The sequence below is a fragment of the Mycobacterium sp. WMMD1722 genome, assembly GCF_049315205.1.
Taxonomy (GTDB): domain Bacteria; phylum Actinomycetota; class Actinomycetes; order Mycobacteriales; family Mycobacteriaceae; genus Mycobacterium.
The window spans coordinates 1,466,732-1,486,428 of sequence record NZ_CP186056.1 but is presented as its reverse complement, the minus strand read 5'-3'; the positions used below and the strand labels follow the sequence as shown (position 1 = coordinate 1,486,428).

Annotated in this window: 18 protein-coding genes and 1 pseudogene; 15 read left to right on the top strand and 4 right to left on the bottom strand. The window is 70.3% G+C overall.

Going from position 1 to position 19,697, the window contains the following annotated elements:
* Nucleotides 1-67 precede the first annotated feature (67 nt).
* The 4 genes and pseudogenes from aroC to aroQ all read left to right on the top strand — a co-directional run bounded on the left by aroC (nucleotide 68) and on the right by aroQ (nucleotide 3,502).
* Nucleotides 68-1,285 carry a chorismate synthase gene (gene aroC / locus ACN27E_RS06885; protein WP_422747683.1) on the top strand — a complete coding sequence of 406 codons (1,218 nt, stop codon included), beginning with the start codon at nucleotides 68-70 and terminating at the stop codon, nucleotides 1,283-1,285.
* Nucleotides 1,285-1,803 (top strand): annotated as a pseudogene (locus tag ACN27E_RS06880) (shikimate kinase); the annotation flags it as partial. The gene aroC and the pseudogene ACN27E_RS06880, both read left to right, overlap by 1 nt.
* Before the next feature lie 179 nt (nucleotides 1,804-1,982).
* Nucleotides 1,983-3,065: a 3-dehydroquinate synthase gene (gene aroB, locus ACN27E_RS06875; protein WP_422747681.1), complete on the top strand. Its 1,083-nt coding sequence runs from the start codon at nucleotides 1,983-1,985 to the stop codon at nucleotides 3,063-3,065.
* A gap of 20 nt (nucleotides 3,066-3,085) precedes the next feature.
* Nucleotides 3,086-3,502, top strand: a complete 417-nt coding sequence (aroQ, locus tag ACN27E_RS06870; protein WP_422749681.1) for a type II 3-dehydroquinate dehydratase — start codon at nucleotides 3,086-3,088, stop codon at nucleotides 3,500-3,502.
* Here the strand turns inward: aroQ and ACN27E_RS06865 are convergent.
* Nucleotides 3,499-4,086, bottom strand: a complete 588-nt coding sequence (locus ACN27E_RS06865; RefSeq protein WP_422747679.1) for a B-4DMT family transporter — start codon at nucleotides 4,084-4,086, stop codon at nucleotides 3,499-3,501. The genes aroQ and ACN27E_RS06865 overlap by 4 nt on opposite strands.
* A gap of 33 nt (nucleotides 4,087-4,119) precedes the next feature.
* Here ACN27E_RS06865 and ACN27E_RS06860 point away from each other — a divergent pair, with 33 nt between their 5' ends.
* The 4 genes from ACN27E_RS06860 to ACN27E_RS06845 are packed head-to-tail and all read left to right on the top strand — an operon-like array spanning nucleotide 4,120 to nucleotide 7,479.
* Entirely contained in the window at nucleotides 4,120-5,223 is a 1,104-nt protein-coding gene (locus ACN27E_RS06860) for an aminopeptidase P family protein (RefSeq protein WP_422747678.1), read from the top strand.
* A gap of 33 nt (nucleotides 5,224-5,256) precedes the next feature.
* Nucleotides 5,257-5,820, top strand: coding sequence for an elongation factor P (gene efp, locus ACN27E_RS06855; protein ID WP_422747677.1), 564 nt, complete (start codon nucleotides 5,257-5,259; stop codon nucleotides 5,818-5,820).
* A 2-nt stretch (nucleotides 5,821-5,822) separates the two neighbouring features.
* The gene (nusB, locus tag ACN27E_RS06850) at nucleotides 5,823-6,314 is read left to right on the top strand and encodes a transcription antitermination factor NusB (protein WP_422747675.1); all 492 of its coding nucleotides are present in this window, start codon (nucleotides 5,823-5,825) and stop codon (nucleotides 6,312-6,314) included.
* Nucleotides 6,307-7,479 (top strand): LLM class flavin-dependent oxidoreductase, encoded by a 1,173-nt coding sequence (locus tag ACN27E_RS06845; protein ID WP_422747673.1) that lies wholly within the window; start codon nucleotides 6,307-6,309, stop codon nucleotides 7,477-7,479. The genes nusB and ACN27E_RS06845 overlap by 8 nt, the downstream gene beginning before the upstream one ends.
* Here the strand turns inward: ACN27E_RS06845 and ACN27E_RS06840 are convergent.
* Both ACN27E_RS06840 and ACN27E_RS06835 read right to left on the bottom strand, forming a co-directional pair.
* Nucleotides 7,413-8,678 (bottom strand): FAD-dependent monooxygenase, encoded by a 1,266-nt coding sequence (locus ACN27E_RS06840; protein WP_422747672.1) that lies wholly within the window; start codon nucleotides 8,676-8,678, stop codon nucleotides 7,413-7,415. The two genes, ACN27E_RS06845 and ACN27E_RS06840, sit on opposite strands and share 67 nt — an antisense overlap.
* Nucleotides 8,679-8,692: 14 nt before the next feature.
* Complete coding sequence (locus ACN27E_RS06835) at nucleotides 8,693-9,907, bottom strand: serine hydrolase domain-containing protein (protein ID WP_422747670.1); 1,215 nt, start codon at nucleotides 9,905-9,907, stop codon at nucleotides 8,693-8,695.
* A gap of 112 nt (nucleotides 9,908-10,019) precedes the next feature.
* Here ACN27E_RS06835 and pyrR point away from each other — a divergent pair, with 112 nt between their 5' ends.
* The 7 genes from pyrR to pyrF are packed head-to-tail and all read left to right on the top strand — an operon-like array spanning nucleotide 10,020 to nucleotide 18,773.
* The gene (pyrR, locus tag ACN27E_RS06830; protein ID WP_422747669.1) at nucleotides 10,020-10,598 is read left to right on the top strand and encodes a bifunctional pyr operon transcriptional regulator/uracil phosphoribosyltransferase PyrR; all 579 of its coding nucleotides are present in this window, start codon (nucleotides 10,020-10,022) and stop codon (nucleotides 10,596-10,598) included.
* Complete coding sequence (locus tag ACN27E_RS06825; RefSeq protein WP_422749679.1) at nucleotides 10,595-11,548, top strand: aspartate carbamoyltransferase catalytic subunit; 954 nt, start codon at nucleotides 10,595-10,597, stop codon at nucleotides 11,546-11,548. Before pyrR ends, ACN27E_RS06825 begins: the two co-directional genes overlap by 4 nt.
* Nucleotides 11,545-12,876: a dihydroorotase gene (locus ACN27E_RS06820; protein ID WP_422747668.1), complete on the top strand. Its 1,332-nt coding sequence runs from the start codon at nucleotides 11,545-11,547 to the stop codon at nucleotides 12,874-12,876. Before ACN27E_RS06825 ends, ACN27E_RS06820 begins: the two co-directional genes overlap by 4 nt.
* Complete coding sequence (locus ACN27E_RS06815) at nucleotides 12,873-13,412, top strand: transporter (protein WP_422747666.1); 540 nt, start codon at nucleotides 12,873-12,875, stop codon at nucleotides 13,410-13,412. Before ACN27E_RS06820 ends, ACN27E_RS06815 begins: the two co-directional genes overlap by 4 nt.
* The gene (carA, locus tag ACN27E_RS06810; protein ID WP_422747663.1) at nucleotides 13,409-14,584 is read left to right on the top strand and encodes a glutamine-hydrolyzing carbamoyl-phosphate synthase small subunit; all 1,176 of its coding nucleotides are present in this window, start codon (nucleotides 13,409-13,411) and stop codon (nucleotides 14,582-14,584) included. Before ACN27E_RS06815 ends, carA begins: the two co-directional genes overlap by 4 nt.
* Nucleotides 14,584-17,925, top strand: coding sequence for a carbamoyl-phosphate synthase large subunit (gene carB / locus ACN27E_RS06805; protein WP_422747660.1), 3,342 nt, complete (start codon nucleotides 14,584-14,586; stop codon nucleotides 17,923-17,925). The genes carA and carB overlap by 1 nt, the downstream gene beginning before the upstream one ends.
* A gap of 2 nt (nucleotides 17,926-17,927) precedes the next feature.
* The gene (pyrF, locus tag ACN27E_RS06800; protein ID WP_422747658.1) at nucleotides 17,928-18,773 is read left to right on the top strand and encodes an orotidine-5'-phosphate decarboxylase; all 846 of its coding nucleotides are present in this window, start codon (nucleotides 17,928-17,930) and stop codon (nucleotides 18,771-18,773) included.
* Between the two features lie 51 nt (nucleotides 18,774-18,824).
* On the opposite strand, the gene ACN27E_RS06795 is transcribed toward pyrF, so the two are convergent.
* On the bottom strand, nucleotides 18,825-19,124 hold the full coding sequence (locus ACN27E_RS06795; RefSeq protein ID WP_422747657.1) for a hypothetical protein: 300 nt from the start codon (nucleotides 19,122-19,124) through the stop codon (nucleotides 18,825-18,827).
* Nucleotides 19,125-19,697 lie beyond the last annotated feature (573 nt).

Sequence of the window (19,697 nt, the reverse complement as noted above, 5' to 3'; positions counted from 1 at the left end):
CGTGAGGCGGCGCGTCCGATGTTCCGCGAATTCGGTGTGAACAGCGCGCCGTGGGAAGATGGGACGCGTGTTGCGTTGGACTACTGCCGGTGAATCCCATGGCCGGGCCCTGGTGGCCATGCTCGAGGGCATGGTCGCCGATGTGTCCCTGACGTCGGCCGACATCTCCACACAGCTGCAGCGCCGCCGGCTCGGATACGGCCGCGGCGCGCGGATGAAATTCGAGCAGGACCAGGTGACCATGCTGGCCGGGGTGCGGCACGGCCGCACGCTCGGCGGCCCGATCGCCATCGAGATCGGCAACACCGAGTGGCCCAAATGGGAGACCGTGATGGCGCCCGATCCGGTCGACGAGCAGGAACTCGCCGACAGCGCGGCCCGCAACGCACCGCTGACCCGGCCGCGGCCCGGCCACGCCGACTACGCCGGAATGCTGAAGTACGGCTTCGACGACGCCCGCCCGGTGCTCGAACGCGCCAGCGCCCGCGAGACGGCCGCCCGCGTCGCCGCCGGCACCGTCGCGCGCAACTTCCTGCGCCAGGCCCTCGGTGTCGAGGTGGTCTCCCACGTGATCTCCATCGGCGCCTCGCAGCCCTATGAGGGGCCGCCGCCCGAGCCCGCCGACCTGGCGGCCGTCGACGACAGCCCGGTGCGCGCGTTCGACGAGAAAGCCGAAGAGCTGATGATCGCCGAGATCGAGGCCGCCAAGCGCGACGGCGACACCCTGGGCGGTGTCGTCGAGGTGGTGGTGCACGGACTGCCCGTCGGACTCGGATCGTTCACCAGCGGCGACAACCGCCTCGACAGCCAGCTGGCCGGCGCGGTCATGGGAATCCAGGCCATCAAGGGCGTCGAGATCGGCGACGGGTTCGCCACGGCGCGCCGACGCGGCAGCGTCGCCCACGACGAGATCTACCCGGGCGTCGACGGCATCATTCGGTCCACCAACCGCGCAGGTGGTCTGGAAGGCGGTATGACCAACGGCCAGCCGGTGCGGGTGCGCGCCGCGATGAAGCCGATCTCCACCGTCCCGCGCGCACTGGCCACCGTGGACATGGCCACCGGTGAGCAAGCCGTGGCGATCCACCAGCGCTCCGACGTGTGCGCCGTGCCCGCCGCCGGTGTCGTCGTCGAGACCATGGTCGCGCTGGTGCTGGCCCGCGCCGTGCTGCTGAAGTTCGGCGGCGACTCGCTGGGCGAGACCCGCGCGAATGTGCAGACCTATCTCCAGGCGGTCGCCCAACGCGAATTCCACGCCGACCCCGCAGAGACGGCGCTGGGCTGATGGCGCCCACGGCCGTGCTGGTGGGGCTGCCCGGATCGGGCAAGTCCACCATCGGCCGGCGCCTGGCCAAGGCGATGGGCGTCGCGCTGCTCGACACCGACGTGGCGATCGAGCAGACCACCGGGCGCAGCATTGCCGAGATCTTCGCTGAGGACGGTGAGAAGGAATTCCGCCGGATCGAGGAAGAGGTGATCCGCGACGCCCTGCAGACCCACGACGGCGTGCTCTCGCTGGGCGGCGGCGCGGTGACCTCTGCCGGGGTCCGGGACGCGCTGGCCGGCCACACGGTGGTCTACCTGGAGATCAGCGCCGCCGAGGGGATCCGCCGCACCGGCGGCAGCACGGTGCGGCCGCTGCTGGCCGGGGGCGATCGCGCCGAGAAATACCGTGCGCTGATGGCCGAGCGCACCCCGCTCTACCGCCGGGTGGCCACCGTGCGCGTCAACACCAACCGGCGCAATCCGGGCGCGGTGGTGCGCCACATCATGCACCGGCTGCAACCGGCACCCGGTGCCGCCGACTCGGTCGGCACCGGAGTCAACCGGCCGCGTCGCCGGCGTCGTCCGCCGTGGCGCCGGGACCCGGCCGCGAGCTCTCCCGCCGACGCCCCGGCACCGTCGACGGCCCGGTCGGCCCGGTCGCCGGACACCCCGCCCACCCCCGCGGTCATGGCCGCGCGCAAACCCGGAAGACACGCATGACCGAACCGGTCACCGTCGACGTGCTCGTCGACCCCCCCTATCCGGTGATCATCGGCACCGGTCTGCTCACCGAGCTGGGTCACCAGCTCGCCGGCAGGCACAAGGTCGCCGTACTGCATCAGCCGACCCTCACCCAGACCGCCGAGGCGATCCGGCACCATCTGGCCGATAACGGGATCGACGCCCATCGCATCGAGATCCCCGACGCCGAGGCCGGTAAGGAACTGCCGGTGCTGGGCTTCATCTGGGAGGTGCTGGGCCGCATCGGCCTCGGCCGCAAGGACGCCGTGGTGAGCCTGGGCGGGGGTGCGGCCACCGACGTCGCGGGTTTCGCCGCGGCGACCTGGCTGCGCGGTGTGGACATCGTGCACATCCCGACGACGCTGCTCGGCATGGTCGACGCCGCGGTCGGCGGGAAGACCGGCATCAACACCGACGCCGGCAAGAACCTCGTCGGCGCCTTCCACCAGCCCGCCGCGGTGCTGATCGACCTGGCCACCCTGGAGTCGTTGCCCCGCAACGAGATCGTGGCCGGTATGGCCGAGGTCGTCAAAGCCGGCTTCATCGCCGACCCGCAGATCCTCGACATCATCGAGGCCGATCCCGAAGCCGCCGTCGACCCGTCGAAAGATGTTCTGCCCGAACTCATCCGGCGCGCGGTCGCGGTCAAGGCGGAGGTGGTCGCGGCCGACGAGAAGGAGTCGGCTCTGCGGGAGATCCTCAATTACGGTCACACGCTGGCGCATGCCATCGAACGCCGCGAACGCTACCGCTGGCGCCACGGCGCGGCGGTGTCGGTCGGCCTGGTGTTCGCCGCCGAACTGGGCCGGCTGGCCGGGCGTCTTGACGACGAGACCGCCGACCGCCACCGCCGCGTACTCACCGCCCTCGGCCTGCCGGTCGGCTACGACGCCGACGCGCTGCCCCAACTGCTGGAGTACATGGCCGGCGACAAGAAGACCCGCTCGGGCGTTCTGCGATTCGTCGTCCTCGACGGTCTGGCCAAACCGGGCCGGCTCGAAGGCCCGGATCCGACGCTGCTGGCCGCCGCCTACTCGGTGGTGGGGAGGGCACAGTGACCGCCGGCCGGTCCAGGACGGTGCAGGTCATCAACGGCCCCAATCTGGGCCGGCTGGGCAAGCGCGAACCCGCGGTCTACGGCAGCACCACCCATGACGACCTGGTCACCCTGATCGAACAGGAGGCGGCCGGGCTCGGCATGAACGCGGTGGTCAGGCAGAGCGACAGCGAAGGCGACCTCCTGGCCTGGATCCACGCGGCCGCGGACGCCCGGGAACCGGTGATCCTCAACGCCGGCGCGCTCACCCACACCTCGATCGCGCTGCGCGACGCCTGCGCCGAGTTGAGTGCGCCGCTGATCGAGGTGCACATCTCGAATGTGCACCGGCGCGAGGAATTCCGCCACCATTCCTATCTCAGCGGTGTGGCGACCGGGGTGATCGTCGGTCTCGGTGTGCAGGGCTATCTGCTGGCCCTGCGGTACCTCGCGGACTAGGCGCGCGACTCGGGCCGGTCGGTGCCGGTCTGGGTGGTCACCGGGCCGGTCTGCGGTTCGTGGTCCTCGGCGGTCGAGGAGTCCTCGTGCCCGCCGGAGCGGACCGCGGCGAAGACGTCGGTGTCGGCGCGCTCGTCGTCCTCCCGCTGGCGCGGCTGATCGGGGCTCTTCCGGTCGACCAGCCAGCGGCCGATCGCGACACCCAGGAGCGACAGCAGGAACACCAGCAGCGCGGTGAACGCCGCGAACGTGGTGACCTCGCTGATCAGCGTCTCGACGTAGAGGTTCTTGTAGAAGCGCCCGATCAGCCAGGTGACCAGACCGCTGACCACGCCCGCGAACAACCCGGCCAGCAGCCACGTCATCGCCAGATCGGCCCGGCGATCCGGATCGGGGTTGCGGCGGGCGTCGGAGCGGCCGTCGGCCAGACCCCAGATGAAGGCGATGATCGCGAAGATCGCCACCAGCGTGATGCTGATCGTCGTGGCCCGCGTCTCCCAGGCATTGATCATCGCTCCCTGCAGCAATCGGACGATCACCATCAGGGCCGCGAACACCAATCCGCGCAGTAACCACTTACTCATGGCGCAACAGCGTAGCGAGTAGCGTCAGCGGCTGTGACTCTTTCTCAGCGCAGGGACCGGTTGCGCGACCGACTGCTCGCCGCTGGGCTGGACGCCATGCTGGTCACGGACCTGGTCAACGTTCGCTACCTGTCCGGGTTCACCGGCTCCAACGCCGCGTTGCTGATCCGCGTGTCGGACACCACGCCGGTGCTGGCCACCGACGGGCGCTATCGCACCCAGGCTGCCGCCCAGGCCCCGGACGCCGAGGTGGTCATCGAACGGGCGTGCGGTCCGCAGCTGGCCGCAAGGGCCGCCGCGGCGGGCGTGGACCGGCTCGGTTTCGAGAGCCATGTGGTGACCGTCGACGACCACCGACGGCTGCTCGACGCCGCCGGACCCACCGAGCTGGTGCGCGCGCCCGGCACGGTGGAGGCGCTGCGCGAGGTCAAGGACGCCGGTGAAGTGGCGCTGCTGCGGCTGGCCTGCGAAGCCGCCGATGCCGCGCTGACCGAGCTGCTCGCGCGCGGTGGGCTGCGGCCGGGGCGTACCGAGAAGGAGGTGCGCCGCGATGTGGAATCGCTGATGCTCGATCACGGCGCCGACGGCCCGTCCTTCGAGACCATCGTGGCGGCCGGAGCGAATTCGGCGATCCCGCACCACCGCCCGACCGACGCGGTGCTGGCCGACGGTGACTTCGTCAAGATCGACTTCGGTGCGCTGGTGAGCGGCTACCACTCCGATATGACCCGCACCTTCGTCCTCGGCCGCGCTGCGGATTGGCAGCAGGAGATCTACGCGCTGGTCGAGGATGCGCAGCGGGCCGGACGCGAGGCACTGGCGGCCGGGGTGACGCTCAAGGACGTGGACGCCGCCTCGCGCCAGGTGATCGCCGACGCCGGCTACGCCGAGTACTTCGGTCACGGACTCGGCCACGGCGTCGGACTGCAGATCCACGAAGCGCCGGGAATCAACGCCGCCGCCGCCGGTACACTGCTTGCTGGCTCCGCGGTGACCGTGGAACCCGGTGTCTACCTACCCGACCGTGGCGGTGTCCGTATCGAGGACACGCTGGTCGTCGGCGCCCAGACCGGCACAGGTTCAGACACACCCGACTTGCTCACCCGGTTCCCCAAGGAGCTGGTGGTCCTCGACTAGGACCAGACTAGGACTACAGGAGATACACCGACCGTGGCATCGACCGCCGACTTCAAGAATGGGCTCGTCCTGAACATCGACGGCCAGCTCTGGCAAATCGTCGAGTTCCAGCACGTCAAGCCGGGCAAGGGCCCCGCCTTCGTGCGCACCAAGCTCAAGAACGTCCTGTCGGGCAAGGTCGTCGACAAGACCTACAACGCCGGCGTCAAGGTGGAGACGGCCACCGTCGACCGCCGCGACGCCACCTATCTGTACCGGGACGGCTCGGACTTCGTGTTCATGGACTCCGAAGACTTCGAACAGCACCCGCTGCCGGAGTCACTGGTCGGCCGCGCCGCGGACTTCCTGCTCGAGAGCATGCCGGTGCAGATCGCCTTCCACAACGGCACGCCGCTGTACCTCGAGCTGCCCGTCACCGTCGAGCTCGAGGTGGCCAGCACCGAACCCGGACTGCAGGGCGACCGCTCCAGCGCAGGGACCAAGCCGGCGACCATGGAGACCGGGGCGGAGATCCAGGTGCCGCTGTTCATCAACACCGGCGACAAGCTGAAGGTGGACTCGCGGGACGGCAACTACCTGGGCCGCGTCAACAGCTAGTCATGCCTGACCGCAAACCCGATCGCGGCCGTCACCAGGCCCGCAAACGCGCGGTCGACCTGCTGTTCGAGGCGGAGGCGCGGGGGATGACCCCCGCCGAGGTGGCCACCGCCCGCAACGCGCTCGCCGGACAGAAGGTCGGCGCCGACGCCGACGTGACCGCGCTCAACCCCTACACCGTCACGGTCGCCCGCGGGGTGACCGAACACCGTGCCCACATCGACGACCTGATCGCGGCGCATCTGCAGGGCTGGACCCTCGACCGACTGCCCGCGGTGGACCGGGCCATCATGCGGGTCGCGGTCTGGGAGCTGCTGCACGCCGAGGATGTGCCCGAGCCGGTGGCCGTCGACGAGGCCGTCGAATTGGCCAAACAGCTCTCGACCGACGAGTCGCCCGGGTTCGTCAACGGGGTGCTCGGCCAGGTGATGCTGGTGACACCGCAGATCCGTGCGGCAGCCGAGGCGGTGCGCGCCGTCGGCGACGATGGCTGAGCGACCGTCGTCGGGCGCGGGTCTGCGCGTCATGTGGTACATCAACGGCGCCGACGGTGCGGTGCCCTGGCAGCCCGAGCACCGCCTGCCGCCGTCGCTGGCGCATCTGCGGTCGCTGGCCGCTGCGCTCGACGGGCTCGGCTACTACGGCGCGCTGAGCACCGCACGCGAGACGATCGCCCTGATCGGCGACACTGAGCGGCTGCGGTTCATGATCCCCGAATATCCGGGGGTCAAACCGCCGGCGCTGCTGGCCGAGGAAGCCCAGGTGTTCGACCACTATTCGGGCGGTCGGCTGATCTTCAACCAGGTCAACGGCGCCGATCCGGTGCTCGCGCGGTACGGCCGGTTCGCGCCCAAGGCCGCCCGCTACGCCGAATCCGAGGAGTACTGGAAGACGGTGCGCCGGTTGTACCTCGACGACGCGGCGGCCTTCGAGGGTGAACACTTCCGGTTCGGCCCGCGCTACAAGCCGCCGATCGCCGGACCCCGTCAGCACGGCGGGGTGCCGGTGTGGGGCACCGGCGCCTCGCCCGAGGGTATTCGGCACGCGGTCGAGGTGCTCGACGTGTATCTGAGCTTCCTGGCCGAACCCACCGCTCTGGCAGGCACTTTCGGCGCCATGCGGGATGCCGCCGCGCGGGCCGGCCGGACGATTCCGGTGGGTGTGCTGGCCAGTGTGATCGTCCGCGACACCGACGCGCAGGCCTGGGCGCACTTCGAGTGGCAACTCGCGCACACCGACCCCGCCGAGATGAGGCGCCTGGCCGATCGCAATCTGCGCTCGTTCGGCTTCGGCCCGCTGGCCGAGATGTCCAGCGCGGACCCGCAGGTGCAGAGCCGCATCGAGAGTCTGCGGGCCGGGCGCATCCCCGGCCGTGCGCAGCTCGAGTTCGCCCCGGGTATGGCCGCCGGCCTGACCACCTGGACCTCCGGCGAGCCGCCGTTCGACATCGCGGGCAAGGGTTCGGGCAACTATCTGATCGGCAGCCCGCAGACCGTCGCGGCGCTGATCACCGAGCTGTCGGCACGCCTGGACATCGACACCTGGATCCTGTCCGGCTGGCCGCTGGCCGCCGAGGCGGAACGCTTCGCCCGTCAGGTGCTCCCACTGCTGGACGTCCGGCCCCACGAGCCGCCGGTGTTGCGGACCGCCGTCGGATAGTCCGGCAGCTCGATCGCATCGGCGGTGGTGAACCACAGCCGCGCGGCGATGGGGCGCAACGGCCAGCGCTGCATCCACTTGTAGCCCCACGCGATGTTCGCGATGTCCTTCTCGGTCATCGGCGCGTACCGGTCCAGGGTGTTGTTCAGGTGCTGGCAGCGTTCGACGTAGGGCCGCATCAGCCGGGTGTAGGAGACCAGCGCCGCCGCGAGTCGTTCGGCGCTCAGCCCGTCCCCGGCGGCACCGATCTCACCGGCGAGCAGATACGCGCCGACCAGTGCGAGGCTGGTGCCCATCCCGGACAGCGGTGACGCGCAATAGCCCGCATCCCCGACCAGAGCCACCCGCCGCGTCGACCAGCCCGGCATGTGCACCTGGGCGAACGAGTCGAAATAGAAGTCGTCGGCGGTCTGGGCCGCGGCCAGCAGCGCGTCGCACTGCCAGCCGGCGCCGGCGAACCGCTCGCGGAGCAGCGCGCGCTGCGCGTCCGGATCGTGCCGGTCATAGGTCAGCGGCTCGGACCGGAACGACAGACTGGCTTTGGCCACCGCCGGATCGTGCGACGGGCGCATCGAGGCGTGCAGCCCGCCGGGCGCCTGAAACGCCAGATACCAGCCATCCAGCCCGACGGTGTCCGGTGCGGTGAACCAGGCGTTGTAGCCCCCGAGCGGGCGGATGTAATCCTGTTCGGGGCCGAACGCCAGCCGACGCACCGCCGAATGCGGACCGTCGGCGCCGACCACCAGATCGGCCCGCATCGAGGTGCCGTCGGTGAACTCGACGTCGACCCCGTCGTCGTGTTCGGTCAGCCCGGCGACGCGGGTGCTGAATCGGTAATCTGTTGTGGCCCTTGTCGCTTGGTAGAGCACATCGACGATGTCACCGCGCAGGATCTCCAACTTGGAGACCGGACCGTTACCGTCGAAGGCGGTGACCGGCATCTCGGCGCGCCGCCGGCCGTCGGCGGTCACCCAGGCGATGCCGCGCTGAAACAGGGCGCGGCCCTTCATCTGGTCGAGCAGACCCATCCGCGCCACCACGTCGGCGCCGGCGCCGCGCAGATCGACGGTCTGCCCGCCGGGCCGGATGCCGTCGGCGATCTCGGCCACCACGACCTCGAAGCCGTTGCGGCTCAACCACAGTGCCAGAGCCGGACCGGCGATTCCGGCGCCGCTGATCAGGACGGTGGGCTTGGCCATGACGCCAGATTAGGTCACAGATCCAGCGCAGCGTAGGTGCGGCGCACGAATTTCGGCTGTACGGCCTGCAGTTTCATCAGCGACGTGTTCCCGGCGACCGCGGCGGCGGCGTCCGCGCCGAGATTGGGCAGATTCTGGATGAGGTAGATGACGATGAGGTCGGCGCTGGGGTCGGCCTGCCACCAGGTGCCATAGGCGCCCGGCCAGCTGAAGCTGCCCAACCCGCCGGGACCGTAGAGCCGGCGCGATTTCACCGGATCGGTGACCACCGAGAGGTTCAGCCCGAAACCGCGGCCCACCCAGAACGGCATGCCGAGAAACGGCTGCTTCTTCTGCTCGGGGGTGAGCCGGTCGGTGCGCATCAGCGCGACGGCGTCGGCAGACAGCACCCGCACGCCGTCGAGTTCACCGCCGGACAGCAACATCCGGGCGAAGCGCAGATAGTCGTCGGCCGTCGAGAACAGGTTCGCCCCGCCCATACAGAACGGCGGTGTGGTGGTGCGCGGCGGCCCCATCGCGTCGTGGCTGAGCACATCGCCGTCGAGTCGGTACATGGTGGCGACGCGGCCACGGTTGTGCGGTGCGACGTAGAACGCGGTGTCGGCCATGCCGAGCGGGCCGAGGATCCGGTCGGTCAGCACATCTTGGAGCGACCTGCCCTCGATGCGTTCGAGCAGGACGCCGAGCACGTCGGTGGAGTTGCTGTAGGTCATCTGCTCGCCGGGCTGATGCTGCAGCGGAAGCGCGGCGAGCTCGGCCAGCCATGCGCCGGGCTCCTGCTTGGCCGAGATCCGGCCGTACGCCCGGGCGAGTGGGCCGACGACGGAGAAGAAGTACGCCAACCCGCTGCGGTGGGTCATCAGATCGTCGACGGTGATGGCCCGCCGGGCCGGATGCGTCCGGTCCAGGGGTCCGCCGGCGGCGTCGAGGACCGTCATGTGCTCCAGTTCGGGCAGCCAACGGGTGACCGGATCGGTCAGGGCCAGCCGGCCCTCGTCGACCAGCGTCATGGCGGCGGCCACCGTCACCGGCTTGCTCATCGAGGCGATGCGGAAGATGGTGTCGCGCTGCATCGGCAGCTCCGCCTCGACGTCGCGGCGGCCGAGCTCGTTGACCTGGAGCACCCGCCCCGCCTGCCAGACCAGCGTGACCGCGCCGGCGAGCAGGCCGGCATCGACCGCCTCGCGGATGGACGCGTCGTTGCCCGCCAGATTCGCCTTCAGAGTCACCGAGCCAGGCTAACCAGTACCGGCGGGCGGCGGAGCCGGTGGTAGGCTCCCGGCAGTTTGACATCCTTTAACGATCCGTCCCGCGAGGCGGAGAAGGAGGTCTGGATCGCGCGTGGGCAGTCCTGACACCCCCGACCGGGAATTGATGACCGCGGCGGACGTGAGCCGCACCATTTCCCGTATCGCCCATCAGATCATCGAGAAGACCGCACTGGACGGCGGTCCGGACGCACCGCGGGTGCTGCTGCTGGGCATCCCGACCCGCGGGGTCACGCTGGCCTCGCGGCTGGCCAAGAAGATCGAGGAGTTCTCCGGCGTCACGGTCGACCGCGGCGCGCTGGACATCACGCTCTACCGCGACGATCTCGACAGCAAGCCGCCCCGGGCGCTCGCGGACACCTCGATTCCCGCGGGTGGTATCGACAACGCGCTGGTGATCCTGGTCGACGACGTGCTCTACACCGGGCGCTCGGTGCGCGCCGCGCTCGACGCGTTGCGGGACTTCGGCCGGCCCAGCGTGGTGCAACTGGCGGTCCTCGTCGACCGCGGTCACCGGGAACTGCCCCTGCGCGCGGACTACGTCGGCAAGAACGTGCCCACTTCGCGCAGCGAGAACGTCAAGGTGCGCCTCACCGGTACCGACGACGTCGAGGGGATCTGGATCGCACCGTACGGAGGGCCCGAACGCTGATGAGCCGACATCTGTTGAGCGCCGCCGATCTCACCCGCGACGAGGCGCTGGCGATCCTCGACGACGCCGACCGGTTCAGCCAGGCGCTGCTGGGCCGGGAGGTCAAGAAGCTGCCGACGCTGCGCGGGCGCACCGTGATCACGATGTTCTACGAGAACTCCACCCGCACCCGGGTGTCGTTCGAGGTGGCGGGCAAGTGGATGAGCGCCGACGTGATCAACGTCAGCTCGTCGGGATCGTCGGTGGCCAAAGGGGAGTCGCTGCGCGACACCGCGCTGACCCTGCGCGCTGCCGGCGCCGATGCGCTGATCATCCGGCATCCCGCGTCCGGGGCGGCGCAGCAGCTCGCGGAGTGGACTGTCGACGAGCACGGCGGACCTTCCGTCATCAACGCCGGGGACGGCACGCACGAACACCCCACCCAGGCGCTGCTCGACGCCCTGACCATCCGCCAGCGTCTCGGCGGGATCGAGGGCCGCCGCGTGGTGATCGTCGGCGACGTCCTGCACAGCCGGGTGGCCAGATCGAACGTCTCACTGCTGTCGACCCTCGGCGCGGAGGTGGTGCTGGTCGCGCCGCCCACCCTGTTGCCGGTCGGGGTCGAGGGCTGGCCGGTGACGGTGTCGCACGATCTGGACGCCGAACTACCCGCCGCCGACGCGGTGCTGATGCTGCGGGTACAGGCCGAACGGATGAACGGCGGGTTCTTCCCCTCGACGCGGGAGTATTCCGTGCGCTACGGACTCTCCGAGAAGCGTCAGGCGCTGCTGGCCGGCGACGCCGTAGTGCTGCACCCCGGCCCGATGCTGCGAGGTATGGAGATCGCCAGCTCGGTGGCCGACTCCTCACAGTCGGCGGTGCTGCAGCAGGTGTCCAACGGAGTGCACGTCCGGATGGCCGTGCTGTTCCATCTGCTCGTCGGAGCCGAACAGGAGGCGATCAGCGCATGAGTCTCGTACTGCGCGGCGTGCGGCTCTACGGGCAGGGCGATCCGGTCGACGTCCTCATCGACGACGGCCAGATCGCCGGGATCGGCACCGCACTTCACGCCCCGGACGACGCCGAGGTGATCGACGCCGCGGGCCAGATCCTGCTGCCCGGATTCGTCGATCTGCACACCCATCTGCGCGAGCCCGGCCGGGAATACGCCGAGGACATCGAAACCGGTTCGGCCGCAGCCGCTCTGGGCGGATACACCGCCGTGTTCGCAATGGCCAACACCGATCCGGTGGCCGACACCGCGGTGGTCACCGACCATGTGTGGCACCGCGGCCAGGCGGTCGGGCTGGTCGACGTGCACCCGGTCGGCGCGGTCACCATGGGGCTGGGCGGCACGCAGCTCACCGAGATGGGCCTGATGGCCGCGGGCGCCGGCCAGGTGCGGATGTTCTCCGACGACGGCGTCTGCGTCGACGATCCGCTGGTGATGCGGCGCGCCCTGGAATACGCCTCCGGTCTGGGTGTGCTGATCGCCCAGCACGCCGAGGAGCCGCGGCTGACCGCCGGCGCCGTCGCCCACGAGGGGCCCACCGCCGCCCGGCTGGGACTGGCCGGCTGGCCGCGCGCCGCCGAGGAGTCGATCGTCATCCGCGATGCGCTGCTGGCCCGCGACGCCGGGGCCCGCGTGCACATCTGTCACGCCTCGACCGCGGGCACCGTGGAGCTGCTGCGCTGGGCCAAAGAACAGGGCATCGCCATCACCGCCGAGGTGACACCGCACCACCTGCTGCTCGACGACACCCGGCTGGCCAGCTACGACGGCCGCAACCGGGTGAATCCGCCGCTACGGGAGGCCGGTGACGCCGAGGCGCTGCGCCAGGCGCTGGCCGACGGGGTGATCGACTGTGTCGCCACCGATCACGCGCCGCACGCCGACCACGAGAAGATGTGCGAATTCGCCGCCGCGCGACCGGGGATGCTGGGATTGCAGACTGCGCTGTCGGTGGTGGTGCAGACGACGGTGACGCCGGGACTGCTCGGCTGGCGTGACGTCGCGCGGGTGATGAGCGAGGCGCCCGCGGCCATCGTCGGGCTGTCCGACCAGGGCCGCCCGCTGGAGGTGGGGGAGCCGGCCAACCTGACCGTCGTCGACCCCGACGCGACCTGGACGGTCAGCGGCGCCGACCTGGCCAGCCGGTCGGACAACACCCCCTACGAGGAGATGACGCTGCCGGCGACGGTGACACTGACCCTGCTGCGGGGCCGGGTGACCGCCCGCGACGGCAAGAGCGTGGCACCGGCGGGCAGGAGCGACGCGACCGGGGGAATGACACCGTGAACACCGGCACCCTGGTCGCATCGCTGATCATGGCGGCGGTCCTGGTCCTCGTCATCGGGCTGCTGATCCGCGCCATGATGCGTGGCTGGCGCGGCAAAGCCGAGCGTCAGGTCGAGCTGATCGGTGCGCTGCCCGCGCTCCCCGACATCGTCGGTCAGGCCCTGCTACCGCCGCTGAAGGGTCTCTATGTGGGCAGCACGTTCGCGCCGAACTGGCACGACCGTATCGTTGTCGGGGACCTCGGATACCGCACGAAGGCGGTGCTGACCCGGTATCCCGAAGGAATCATGGTGCAGCGCAGCGGCGCGCACCCGATCTGGATTCCGGCCGCATCGGTGACGGCGATCCGCACCGAACGCGGCATGGTGGGCAAGGTGGTCCCCGGGGGCAGGAGCGAATCGACCCGGGGGAGGACCGCCTCCCACGACGGCATCCTGGCCATCCGGTGGCGGCTGCCGTCGGGCACCGAGATCGACACCGGATTCCGCGGCGACGACCGCACCCAATACGACCGCTGGCTGGAGGAAGTGGCGTGACACACAGCGAGAATCGAAGCGGATCGCGCAGCGGCGCGGCCAGGGCCCAGCTCATCCTCGAGGACGGGCGGACCTTCACCGGCGTCGAATTCGGCGCCGTCGGGCAGACCCTCGGCGAAGCGGTGTTCTCCACCGGGATGTCCGGCTATCAGGAGACGCTGACCGATCCGAGCTATCACGGTCAGATCGTGGTGGCCACCGCGCCGCAGATCGGCAACACCGGCTGGAATCACGAAGACGCCGAGAGCCGCGACGACAAGATCTGGGTGGCCGGCTACGCGGTGCGCGATCCGTCGCCGCGCGCGTCGAACTGGCGGGCCACCGGCACCCTCGACGACGAGCTGGTCCGGCAGGGGATCGTCGGGATCGCCGGGATCGACACCCGCGCCCTGGTCCGTCACCTGCGCACCCGCGGCTCGATGAAGGCCGGCATCTTCTCCGGTGCCGCCCTGGCCGAGCCCGACGAGCTGCTGGCGCGGGTCCGCGACCAGCCGGGGATGCTGGGCGCCAACCTCGCCGGCGAGGTGAGTACCCCGACGGCCTACGTGGTCGACCCCGACGGCGAACCGCGCTTCACCGTCGCTGCCATCGATCTGGGCATCAAGACCAACACGCCGCGCAACTTCGCCCGCCGCGGGATCCGCAGCCATGTGCTGCCCGCGACCAGCACCTTCGAGCAGATCGCCGACCTGCGCCCGGACGGGGTGTTCCTGTCCAACGGACCCGGCGACCCGGCCACCGCCGAACACGCGGTGGCGGTGACCCGCGAGGTGCTCGGCGCCGGCATCCCGTTGTTCGGCATCTGTTTCGGCAACCAGATCCTGGGCCGCGCGCTGGGCCGCTCGACCTACAAGATGACCTTCGGCCACCGCGGCATCAACATCCCGGTGATCGACCATGCGACCGGCTCGGTCGCGATCACCGCGCAGAACCACGGGTTCGCGCTCGAAGGCGAGGCCGGTGAACGATTCGACACCCCGTTCGGGGCGGCCGTCGTCAGCCACACCTGCGCCAACGACGGCACCGTCGAGGGTGTGAAACTCGTTGACGGACGGGCCTTCTCGGTGCAGTACCATCCCGAGGCCGCGGCCGGACCGCATGACGCCAACTACCTGTTCGACCAGTTCGTCGACCTGATGGACCGCAGCAAGTCGGGGGAGGAGCGCGAGTAATGGCGCGTCGCACGGATCTCAACCACGTGCTGGTGATCGGATCGGGTCCGATCCTCATCGGCCAGGCCGCGGAGTTCGACTACTCGGGCACCCAGGCCTGCCGCGTACTGCGCGCCGAGGGGCTCACGGTCACCCTGATCAATTCCAACCCGGCGACGATCATGACCGACCCGGAGTACGCCGACTACACCTACGTCGAACCCATCACGCCCGCGTTCGTCGAGCGGGTCATCGCCCAGCAGGCCGAGCGCGGAAACAAGATCGACGCACTGCTGGCCACCCTGGGCGGCCAGACCGCGCTGAACACCGCGGTCTCGCTGTACGAGAGCGGGGCGCTCGAACGCTACGACGTCGAGATGATCGGCGCCGACTTCGACGCCATCCAGCGGGGCGAGGACCGGCAGAAGTTCAAGGACATCGTGGCCAAGGTCGGCGGCGAGTCGGCCAAATCCCGGGTCTGTTTCACCATGGAGGAGGTGCGCGAGACCGTCGGCGAACTCGGGCTGCCGGTGGTGGTGCGACCGTCGTTCACCATGGGCGGGCTGGGCTCGGGTATGGCGTACTCGGCCGAGGACGTGGAGCGGATGGCCGGTCACGGGCTGGCCGCCTCCCCGAGCGCGAATGTGCTGATCGAGGAATCGATCTACGGCTGGAAGGAATACGAGCTCGAATTGATGCGCGACCGCCACGACAACGTCGTGGTGGTGTGCTCGATCGAGAACTTCGACCCGATGGGCGTGCACACCGGTGACTCGGTGACCGTCGCCCCCGCGATGACGCTCACCGACCGCGAATACCAGACGATGCGCACCCTGGGCATCGACATCCTGCGCGAGGTCGGGGTGGACACCGGCGGCTGCAACATCCAGTTCGCGGTCAATCCGCGCGACGGCCGCCTCATCGTCATCGAGATGAACCCGCGGGTGTCGCGCTCGAGCGCGCTGGCCTCCAAGGCCACCGGCTTCCCGATCGCGAAGATCGCGGCCAAGCTGGCGATCGGCTACACCCTCGACGAGATCCTCAACGACATCACCAAGGAGACGCCGGCCTGTTTCGAGCCGACGCTGGACTACGTGGTGGTCAAGGCACCGCGGTTCGCCTTCGAGAAGTTCCCCGGCGCCGACGGCACGCTGACCACCACGATGAAGTCGGTCGGCGAGGCGATGTCGCTGGGGCGCAACTTCATCGAGGCGCTCGGCAAGGTGATGCGCTCGCTGGAAGCCGGCCGGGCCGGGTTCTGGACCGCGCCGGATCCGGTCGCCTCACTCGACGAGGTGCTGACCGGTCTGCGCACCGCCACCGACGGCCGGCTCTACGACATCGAATTCGCGCTGCGCCTGGGCGGTTCGGTCGAACAGGTCGCCGAGGCGTCCGGCGTGGACCCGTGGTTCGTCGAGCAGATCGCCGGGCTGGTGGAGCTGCGCGCCGAACTGCTCGAGACGCCGGTGCTCGACGGCGCCCTGCTGCGGCGGGCCAAGAACAGCGGGCTGTCCGACCGCCAGATCGCCGCGCTGCGACCGGAGCTCGCCGGTGAGATGGGGGTGCGGGCGCTGCGCCAGCGCCTGGGCATCCATCCGGTGTTCAAGACGGTCGACACCTGCGCCGCCGAGTTCGAGGCCAAGACGCCGTACCACTACAGCAGCTACGAGCTCGACCCCGCCGCCGAATCCGAGGTGGCCCCGCAGGCCGAACGGCCCAAGGTGCTGATCCTGGGTTCCGGGCCCAACCGCATCGGCCAGGGCATCGAATTCGACTACAGCTGTGTGCACGCCGCGACCACGCTCAGCGAGGCCGGTTTCGAGACCGTGATGATCAACTGCAATCCGGAGACGGTGTCCACCGACTACGACACCGCTGACCGGCTGTACTTCGAACCGCTGACCTTCGAGGACGTGCTGGAGGTCTATTACGCCGAATCCGCCTCGGGCGCAGGCGGTCCCGGTGTCGCCGGCGTGATCGTGCAACTCGGTGGGCAGACCCCGCTCGGGCTGGCCGAACGGCTGGAGAAGGCGGGCGTGCCGATCGTCGGCACCAGCCCCAAGGCGATCGACCTGGCCGAGGACCGCGGCGCGTTCGGCGAGGTGCTCACCACCGCGGGCCTGCCGGCACCGCGATTCGGCCTGGCCACCAGCTTCGACCAGGCCCGCCGCATCGCCGCCGACATCGGCTATCCGGTGCTGGTCCGGCCGTCCTACGTGCTCGGCGGGCGCGGTATGGAGATCGTCTACGACGAGCAGACCCTCGAGGGCTACATCACCCGTGCCACGCAGCTGTCGCCCGAGCATCCGGTGCTGGTCGACCGGTTCCTCGAAGACGCCATCGAGATCGACGTCGACGCGCTGTGCGACGGCACCGAGGTGTACCTGGGCGGCATCATGGAGCACATCGAGGAGGCCGGCATCCACTCCGGCGACTCGGCATGCGCGCTACCCCCGGTGACCCTGGGCCGCAGCGACATCGACGCCGTGCGGCGCGCCACCGAGGCCATCGCCCACGGCATCGGCGTGGTCGGACTGCTCAACGTGCAGTACGCGCTCAAGGACGATGTCCTCTACGTGCTGGAGGCCAATCCGCGGGCGAGCCGGACGGTGCCGTTCGTGTCCAAGGCCACCGCAGTGCCGCTGGCCAAGGCGTGCGCCCGGATCATGCTGGGTGCGACCATCGCTTCGCTGCGCGAGGAGGGTCTGCTGGCCGCCACCGGTGACGGGGCCACCACCGCGCGCAACGCGCCGGTCGCGGTCAAGGAGGCCGTCCTGCCGTTCCACCGCTTCCGCAAAGCCGACGGCTCGCAGATCGACTCGCTGCTGGGCCCGGAGATGAAATCCACCGGCGAGGTCATGGGCATCGACCACGACTTCGGCAGCGCCTTCGCCAAGAGCCAGACCGCGGCCTACGGATCGCTGCCCGCGGGCGGCACGGTGTTCGTCTCGGTCGCCAACCGCGACAAACGGTCCCTGGTGTTCCCGGTCAAACGCCTCGCCGACCTCGGCTTCCGGGTACTGGCCACCGAGGGCACCGCGGAGATGCTGCGGCGCAACGGGATCCCGTGCGACGAGGTGCGCAAGCACTACGAGGGTCTGAGCGGAGCCGACGACAAGCGGCTCTCGGCGGTGGAGGCCATCCGCGCCGGTGAGGTCGACATGGTGATCAACACCCCCTACGGCAACTCGGGACCGCGTATCGACGGCTATGAGATCCGCTCGGCCGCGGTGTCGATGAACATCCCGTGTGTGACCACGGTGCAGGGTGCCTCGGCGGCCGTGCAGGGCATCGAGGCCGGGATCCGCGGTGACATCGGGGTGATGAGCCTGCAGGAGCTGCACAGCGAGCTGGAGCACTGACCGTGTTTCCGGCCGAGCCGGCGGGCCGGGCCGCCGCCGGCTTCGGTGTACGCCTGGCCGAGGCGGTGGCCCGCCGGGGGCCGCTGTGCCCCGGCATCGATCCGCACCCCGAGCTGCTCACCGCGTGGGGGCTGCCGCGCGATGCCGACGGACTGGCCCGGTTCTGCGCAACCTGTGTGTCGGCGTTCGCCGGATTCGCCATCGTCAAACCACAGGTCGCCTTCTTCGAGGCGTACGGCTCGGCGGGCTTCGCGGTGCTCGAGCAGACGTTGGCGGCGCTGCGCGCCGACGGGGTGCTGGTGCTCGCGGACGCCAAACGCGGCGATATCGGCTCCACGATGGCGGCCTACGCGCAGGCCTGGACCGGGGACACCCCGCTGGCGGCCGACGCGGTCACCGCGTCGCCGTATCTCGGCTTCGGGTCGCTGGCACCGCTGCTGGACTCCGCGGCCGCGCACGACCGCGGGGTGTTCGTGCTGGCCGCGACGTCCAATCCGGAGGGTGCGTCGGTGCAGCGGGCCATCGCCGGTGGACGCACCGTGGCGCAGTCGGTGGTCGACGCGGCGGCGGCGGTCAACGCGGCGACGCCCGGACCGGGCGCGGTGGGGGTCGTGGTGGGCGCCACCGTGGCCGACCCGCCCGATGTGAGCGCGTTGAACGGTCCGGTGCTGGTTCCGGGTGTCGGCGCCCAGGGCGGGCGCCCCGAGGCGCTGGGCGGCCTGGGTGGTGCCCGGCCGGGGCAGCTGCTGCCGACCGTCTCGCGGGAGGTGCTGCGCGCCGGGCCGGATGTGGCAGCGTTGCGGGGGGCCGCCGAGCGGCTACGCGACGCGGTCGCCTATCTGGCGTGACCGACGCGGGAGACGGGCCGCCGACACGGCCCGCCCCGCGCGCCGATCCGGCTAGAGCCGGATCCACTGCCCGAGGAACCAGAACCCCCAGCCGTCACCGTTGCCGGCTCGCAGCGGCGTGACCTGCTGACCGTTCCAGTTGAACGGGCGATGGTCCTGGCGGCCCTGGCCGACGCCGCGCTGCTGCCAGTTCGCCGGTGCCGGTCCGTTCTGCGCGCAGGGGGGAGTGCCCGGTCGGTTGCAATCGGGTCCCGGGTCGGCGTTCGCCAGACCGAGGCCCGCGCCGAAGACCCCTGCTGCACCGATCCCTGCTGCCAGCGTCGACACGCCGATCGCGCGCTTGAGGTTCATCAAGTCACTCCTTCTCTGCTGGGTGCGAGGCGCGATTCGCCTCACCCGGGGCAACGCTATGGCCGCCGGATGGGACGGTTCTGTGCCGGATGTGTGCGTCGGTTATGTGTGGCCCGCGGGACCGATGTGACGCATGCGGTCCGGCCGGCCGGGCTGTGATGCGTGCCGGGCGCGGGGCGGGCCGGCGCCCTCGTCGGTTCCCGCTGTTTGGCTGCGTCCCGTTCCGCTTCGCGACGACTCCCCGCCCCGGGCGCCGGACGAGCCACGCTCGACACGCCGACACGCCGTGACCAGGCAAAATTTAAGTTTGCGGCGTCGATGCCCAACCCTCGACCCGGGGTCGAGAGCGCAAGTGACGGTCGATTCCGGCCGACGGAGGGTCAAAAGCCCTGTTGTGCAGGGATATCGCCGATCGACCCGGCCGGGGCGGCGCGCCGACGCGCCCGGTACCGCTGCCCGGCGGAAGCACTACACGCTGGGGTTTTGACGAAGAAAGCCGGGGGTGGGGTTAGCTTTCGTCAGGTTGCGTGGGTACGGTCGTCGTCGCTGGCTGGTTCTACCAGCCGAGACAGA

What these genes read in the sequence shown, in the direction of transcription:
- nusB (WP_422747675.1), top strand. Translation starts at nt 5,823, where the DNA reads ATGCCTGACCGCAAACCCGATCGCGGCCGTCACCAGGCCCGCAAACGC.
- ACN27E_RS06840 (WP_422747672.1), bottom strand. Translation starts at nt 8,678, where the DNA reads ATGGCCAAGCCCACCGTCCTGATCAGCGGCGCCGGAATCGCCGGTCCG.
- ACN27E_RS06820 (WP_422747668.1), top strand. Translation starts at nt 11,545, where the DNA reads ATGAGTCTCGTACTGCGCGGCGTGCGGCTCTACGGGCAGGGCGATCCG.
- ACN27E_RS06865 (WP_422747679.1), bottom strand. Translation starts at nt 4,086, where the DNA reads ATGAGTAAGTGGTTACTGCGCGGATTGGTGTTCGCGGCCCTGATGGTG.
- aroB (WP_422747681.1), top strand. Translation starts at nt 1,983, where the DNA reads ATGACCGAACCGGTCACCGTCGACGTGCTCGTCGACCCCCCCTATCCG.
- ACN27E_RS06845 (WP_422747673.1), top strand. Translation starts at nt 6,307, where the DNA reads ATGGCTGAGCGACCGTCGTCGGGCGCGGGTCTGCGCGTCATGTGGTAC.
- carB (WP_422747660.1), top strand. Translation starts at nt 14,584, where the DNA reads ATGGCGCGTCGCACGGATCTCAACCACGTGCTGGTGATCGGATCGGGT.
- ACN27E_RS06795 (WP_422747657.1), bottom strand. Translation starts at nt 19,124, where the DNA reads ATGAACCTCAAGCGCGCGATCGGCGTGTCGACGCTGGCAGCAGGGATC.